The following is a 5,467-nucleotide window of genomic DNA, read 5'->3' as shown; positions in this document are numbered from 1 at the left end:
ACCTCGACCTCGCCCGGCGATCCGCCGGCCCCGCTCACGAGGCCGCCCTCCCCGCCCCTCGCCGCCCCTTCGAAGCGCCTCGCCACCCATCTGTCGGCCCGCCGGGCCCACTCCCGGGAGAGGGTGATGCAGGGACGCTCGATCAAAAAGTGCGTCACGGTGGAGACCCCGACGGTCAGGGTGAGGACCACCAGGAGAAACGGCGGGTAGGGGATCTTCCACAGCCGCCAGCCGCTGTGCTCCAGCACCAGGTCGATGACGGCCGAGTGCCACAGATAGATGCCGTACGAGATCGCTCCGAGGAAGGCCAGCGGACGGCTGGCCAGCAGCGGCCGCACCCAGCCGCGGTCGCCGTGGCCGAACACCGCCGGGAGCAGCAGGAAGAAGCCGAACAACCCGTAGCCCAGGTGCTTGCCCATGTCCTGGCTCCGCGTGGCTTCGAAGATCGGCACGAGCGGCAGGCCGAGATGCCTGCTCGACACCCAGTAGAAGAACGCTGCGATACCCCAGCACACCGTGCCCGAGCCGGGCAGCTCCGCCCAGCGCGGCGACCTGCCCTGCCGGGAGTACCAGGCCGAGAGCACGGCGAGCAGCATGCCCATGGCGAACAGGTCCCACCAGACCGGCAGCCAGACGTTCCAGCCGTTCATCCAGGTCTGCGTGGACGGAATCACCAGGTAGTGAACGATCTTGGCGGCAACGAACGTAACCGCGAGCGCGGCGAGTTCCACGCGCAACTGGGCTGCGGGTGGACGGTCCCGCCGACGCAGCAGCCACGCGTACACCGGTATCGCCAGATAGAACGCCGCCTCGACGTCCAGGGTCCAGGCCTGGGTGAGGCCCTGGATCGCCCAGTGCTCCTGATAACCCTGGACGAAGAACGCCGTCTGGAGCAGACCGGCCAAGCCGTGCACGCCGACCCGCTTGCTGCTGACCACGGTCAGCGTAACGGCGAGCGCCACCCAGTACAGCGGGACGATCCGCATGAACCGCCGGACCAGGTAGCCGGCGGCGTCCGAGCCGCGGATGCCGGCGAACCGGGCGGCGACGAACGGACGGTAGAGCAGGAACCCGGAGATCAGGAAGAAGACCGCGACACCGATCTCACCCCGGGCGGTGTAGGGGCCCAGCCAGCTGCTGGTGGTGAAACCAGCGGGAAACGCGGTGTGCACGACGACCACGAGGACCGCCGCGATCGCGCGCAGGCCGTCGAAGCCGTCGAAGACGACCTTGGGTGGACGGACCGGCGCGGGAGTGCGCGGTTCGGGGATGGAAGCGGTGCCGGCCGGGCCGGCGGCTGCGCCGGAATCGGCTGCGGCCGTGAGGGAAAGGGCGGGTCCATTCACCGACCGAGCGCCCGGAGATCAGCGAGGTCCGGCACCCAGGCAACGTACCAGTCCGTGTGCGCGACCACGTCGACACCCCGAGCGAACCCACCCTTTCTACCCGGCCGGACGGTCTACCCGGCCGGACGGTCTACCCGGCCAGCCAGTCCGCGCACAGAGGCCGGCCGGCGGGTCCGCACCCAGGGGCCCCGACCCGCCGGTCCGCGAACCTACCGCAGCACCCGAGCCACTACACGACGCCCGAGCCACCGCGCGGTGGCCGTGATCGCGACGGCGGCGAGCAGCACGATCGCGGGCTCCGCGGCGGCCCGGAACCGGGTCGTCCCGTAGATCGCGACCGAGGCGAGGCTCAGGGCGATTGGCACGGCGAGCAGTGGCAGCAGCACGACCCGGCGGCGGCGCAGCACCACGACCCCGGCGAGCGCCGCGATCCCCAACGGCCACAGCGTGACCATCCCGACCTGGCTGAGGAGCAGGGGGCGCCGCTCGATGGTGTCCAGCCGGGCCTGCTGCCAGGGCCGGTAGACCCCCCACGTCCGACCGAGCCGCGCCGCGGCCACCCGGGGCAGGCTGCGCTCGTTGTGTTTGATGTAGTCGTACGCGGCCCGGCGGTAGAACACATCCCGTTCGGAGCGTTCCTGGGGCGAGGGTGGCAACGCCAGGATGCAGTCGAACGACCACCAGCCGACGTACCGACCGGAGTAGCTGGCCGGGCAGTGGGTGACCGCCAGGGTGGAGCCGAGCCCGGTGGACAGGTACTCCGGCTCACTGAACCGGGACAGGTTGTAGATGGTCCAGGGCGCGATCGTGAGCGCACTCACCGCCGCCGCGACAGCCACCAGGGCGATCCGGCGCCGCCAGGCGAGTTCACGGGCCGTGGCGACGAGTGGCACCACCAGCACCACGGCGAGCAGCGCCAGTTCCGCTCGCGCGAGCATCACCGCAGCGAGAGCCACTCCGAGCCAGGCGGCGTCGGCGACTGTCCGCCGGTCTCGGAACCGGTAGGCGGCAAGGATGATCCACGCGCAGGTGAGGATCCCGGTCGTCTCCGACATCAACAGCGGGTCGTTGAGCCACATGCCCGGATAGACAGCGGCGATCCCGGCCGCCACCAGTCCGGTCACGGGGCCGGCGATCCGCCGCCCGGCGAGGGCGACGAGCACGATCGACAGCACGCCGAGCAGACACGAGAACAGCTGGTGGGACAGGAAGCTGGTGAATCCGAGCACCGACGGCACGGCCAGCAGCCCGCTGGTCAGTGGGGGGTGCTGGGCGTCGGGGACGTAGCGGCCGGACAGGGCGAGTTCGTAGGGATCGGGCCAGCCCCGGCCGTCGGCGAAGAGGTTCGCCGCCTCGTGGTAGTAGTACGGGTCCCCCTGCACGACCGCCGGATGCAGCCAGTGGAACAGGTAGAACAGGCGGACGGCGAGACCGAGCAGCCCGATCGCGGCCAGCCACAGGTGCCAGCGCCCGGGCCGTGCCCGCCCCAGCATCGCGGAGAACCCCGACATCACGGGGAATCCCAACGTGGGTTGGCCCGTGGACACCGTCGGCGCCGGGGCCACCATCCGGGGGAACCCCGCCGTGGTCTCAGACACGCGCGGAAGGTACCAATGTCCCGATAACGGCTCGACACCGCGTCCGCCGCGACAGCGGCGAGCACACCGCGCGTACGTCCTTCCACGCCGCTGCGATTAGCCTTGCCTGTCGTATGTCCTGGCGAGGTCGCAGCTGACGCAACCCCCGGCGACGAGGAGGGAACGAGGCTGACCAGCAACGACGCCGACACCTTCCCGCTCGCCTCCGGTGGGCGCCACCGCCGGGTGGCACCCGGACCGGAGCCCACCGACACCGTCCCGATCAATACCCGCCTGGGCGGGACTCGCCCGGGGCCCGGGGCCACCCGGACGCCGGCCGGACCTCCTTACCGGTCTCCCGGGACGGCGACGGCACCCGGGACGAGAGCCCGGACCGGCACCCGGCCGCGGACCGGCACGCGCGAGGCGACGGGGCCGCTGCGGGTCGAGGAGGATCTCGACGCCACCGGACCCGTGCTCGCGCCGCTCGGGCACTCCCCCGCGCTCGACGGCCTGCGCGCGCTCGCGGTCACGGCCGTCATCGCCTATCACGCCGGCGTCTCGTGGATGCCCGGCGGCCTGCTCGGCGTCGACACCTTCTTCGTCCTCTCCGGGTTCCTCATCACCGGCCTGCTGATCGCCGAGTACCGCTACAACCGGCGCATCGACCTTCGCGCCTTCTGGATCCGCCGGTCCCGCCGCCTGATGCCGGCGCTGCTGCTGCTGCTGCTCGGGGTGGCGGCCTACGCCCGCTGGATCGCCTCCCCCGGCGACGTGGGAACCCTGCGGCTGGACGCGCTCTCCACGCTGCTCTATGTCGCAAACTGGCGTTTCGCGCTGTCCGACCAGAGCTACTTCGACCACTTCTCGGCTCCGTCACCCCTCCTGCACACCTGGTCACTGTCCGTTGAGGAGCAGTTCTACGTCCTGTGGCCGCTGATCGTCTACCTGCTGATGCGGCACAGCGCGAAGACCGTGGACCGCTGGCGCCGGCAGCGCCAGAAGGCCCAGTCGCTCGCGCTCACGGTCGCGGTCCTCGGCGCCGAGGCGTCCGCGTTGGTGGGCCTCGCCCTGCTCGTGGTCGGGACGAACCCCTCCCGGATCTACTACGGCACCGACAGCCGCGCCCAGGCCCTGCTGGTCGGGGCCGCCCTCGCCGTCTGGCGGGCCCAGCGGACGACCCCGATCTCCGCCCGGGCCCGGTCGGTCATGTCGGTCGTCGGCTGTGTCGCCACCGCTGCGATGATTCTCCTCTGGACAACGGTGAGTGGGGAGAGCCGCGGACTCTACGCCGGCGGCTTCCTCGGGGTTGCGATCATCGTGATGCTGCTGGTCGCCTCGCTCGTGGAAGCGCCCCGAGGCCCGGTGGCGAGGGTGCTGGCCACCGCCCCGCTGACCTTCGTCGGCCGCATCTCGTACGGCCTGTACCTGTGGCACTGGCCGATCTTCCTCACGCTGACGGCGACCCGCACCGGGACGAACGGCGTGGTCCTGCTGGGGCTCCGCCTCGCCGCCACGCTGGCGATCACGCTGGCCTCGTTCCACCTCGTGGAGAACCCGATCCGGCGGGGCAAAGTACGCTTCCCCGTCCCGCAGGTGACGGTGCCCGCCGCCCTGGGCGGGGTGCTCGCGGTGATCCTGCTGGCGACCGCCGGGACGTCGGCGTCGGTGCGCACTCCCGCGGACCTGGAGGCGTTGGCGCGGCGGGCGGCGACCTCCCCACAACCGGCCGTCGCCGTCAAGGCCGGCGGGAACCCCCCGATCAAGGTCCTGCTCGGCGGCGACTCGGTGGCTCTCACCCTGGGGTTCAGCGACTTCTCCTCGATGGCCGCCCAGCAGGGTATGGAGATCCACGACTTCTCCAAGCTGGGGTGTGGCGTCGCACGGGGGATGCAGCGGCGCATCCTCGGCAGCGCCGGTCCCACCACCGACGGATGCGACCAGTGGCCGCAACGGTTCACCCAACGGGTGAACGAGGTCAACCCCGCGCTCGCGATCCTGCTGGTCGGTCGCTGGGAGGTCACCGACCAGATGCGGGACGGCCGGTGGACGCACATCGGCGATCCGGGGTTCGACGCCTACCTCGGCCGGGAACTCGACCTCGCCATCGACACGCTCGGCGCCAAGGGTGCCAGGGTGGTGCTCCTGACGACCCCGGTGTTCAAGCCGACCGAGGCGCCGAACGGCGGCATCTACCCGGAGACGAAGGCCGAACGGGTGGTGCGGTTCAACGCGCTGCTGCGGGCCGCGGCGGCTCGCCATCCCGGCGTCACCGTGATCGACATCACGTCAATTCTCACTCCTGGTGACAAGTACGTCGACGAACTGGACGGTGTCCGGCTACGCGACGACGACGGTGTGCACATCTCCAATGGCGGTGCCCGACGGATCGGTGTCGCGATCATTCCCCAGCTTCTCCGGATCGCCCGGGGAGCAGCGGCCGCCGCACCCGCACCGACCACGCCGACCACGGGAGCGGGACCCGACTGACCCGCCCGCTTTACCCGACGCTAACCTTCCGCCCAGTACCGGGCGGTCTACAGG

At 71.2% G+C, this 5,467-nt stretch carries 3 protein-coding genes; 1 reads left to right on the top strand and 2 read right to left on the bottom strand.

Annotated features, from left to right (window positions below; translation table 11 throughout):
• Together AC08OO_RS22315 and AC08OO_RS22310 are read right to left on the bottom strand one after the other, a co-directional pair.
• Positions 1–1,346, bottom strand: a 1,346-nt coding sequence (locus tag AC08OO_RS22315; RefSeq protein ID WP_476619028.1) for an acyltransferase family protein, incomplete at its 3' end; no start/stop codon positions are given.
• Positions 1,347–1,555: 209 nt separating this feature from the next.
• Positions 1,556–2,857, bottom strand: coding sequence for a glycosyltransferase family 39 protein (locus AC08OO_RS22310; protein WP_476611635.1), 1,302 nt, complete (start codon positions 2,855–2,857; stop codon positions 1,556–1,558).
• Positions 2,858–3,046: 189 nt separating this feature from the next.
• Here AC08OO_RS22310 and AC08OO_RS22305 point away from each other — a divergent pair, with 189 nt between their 5' ends.
• Positions 3,047–5,413 (top strand): DUF459 domain-containing protein, encoded by a 2,367-nt coding sequence (locus AC08OO_RS22305; protein ID WP_476611634.1) that lies wholly within the window; start codon positions 3,047–3,049, stop codon positions 5,411–5,413.
• Positions 5,414–5,467 lie beyond the last annotated feature (54 nt).

The organism is Frankia sp. CeCAU1, assembly GCF_977971845.1.
Note: the sequence above shows the minus strand (reverse complement) of the source record. Positions and strands in the feature narration are given on the sequence as shown.

Bases quoted from the DNA above. Each gene is read 5' to 3' on its own strand.
- AC08OO_RS22310 (WP_476611635.1), bottom strand. From the start codon at position 2,857: ATGTCGGGGTTCTCCGCGATGCTGGGGCGGGCACGGCCCGGGCGCTGG.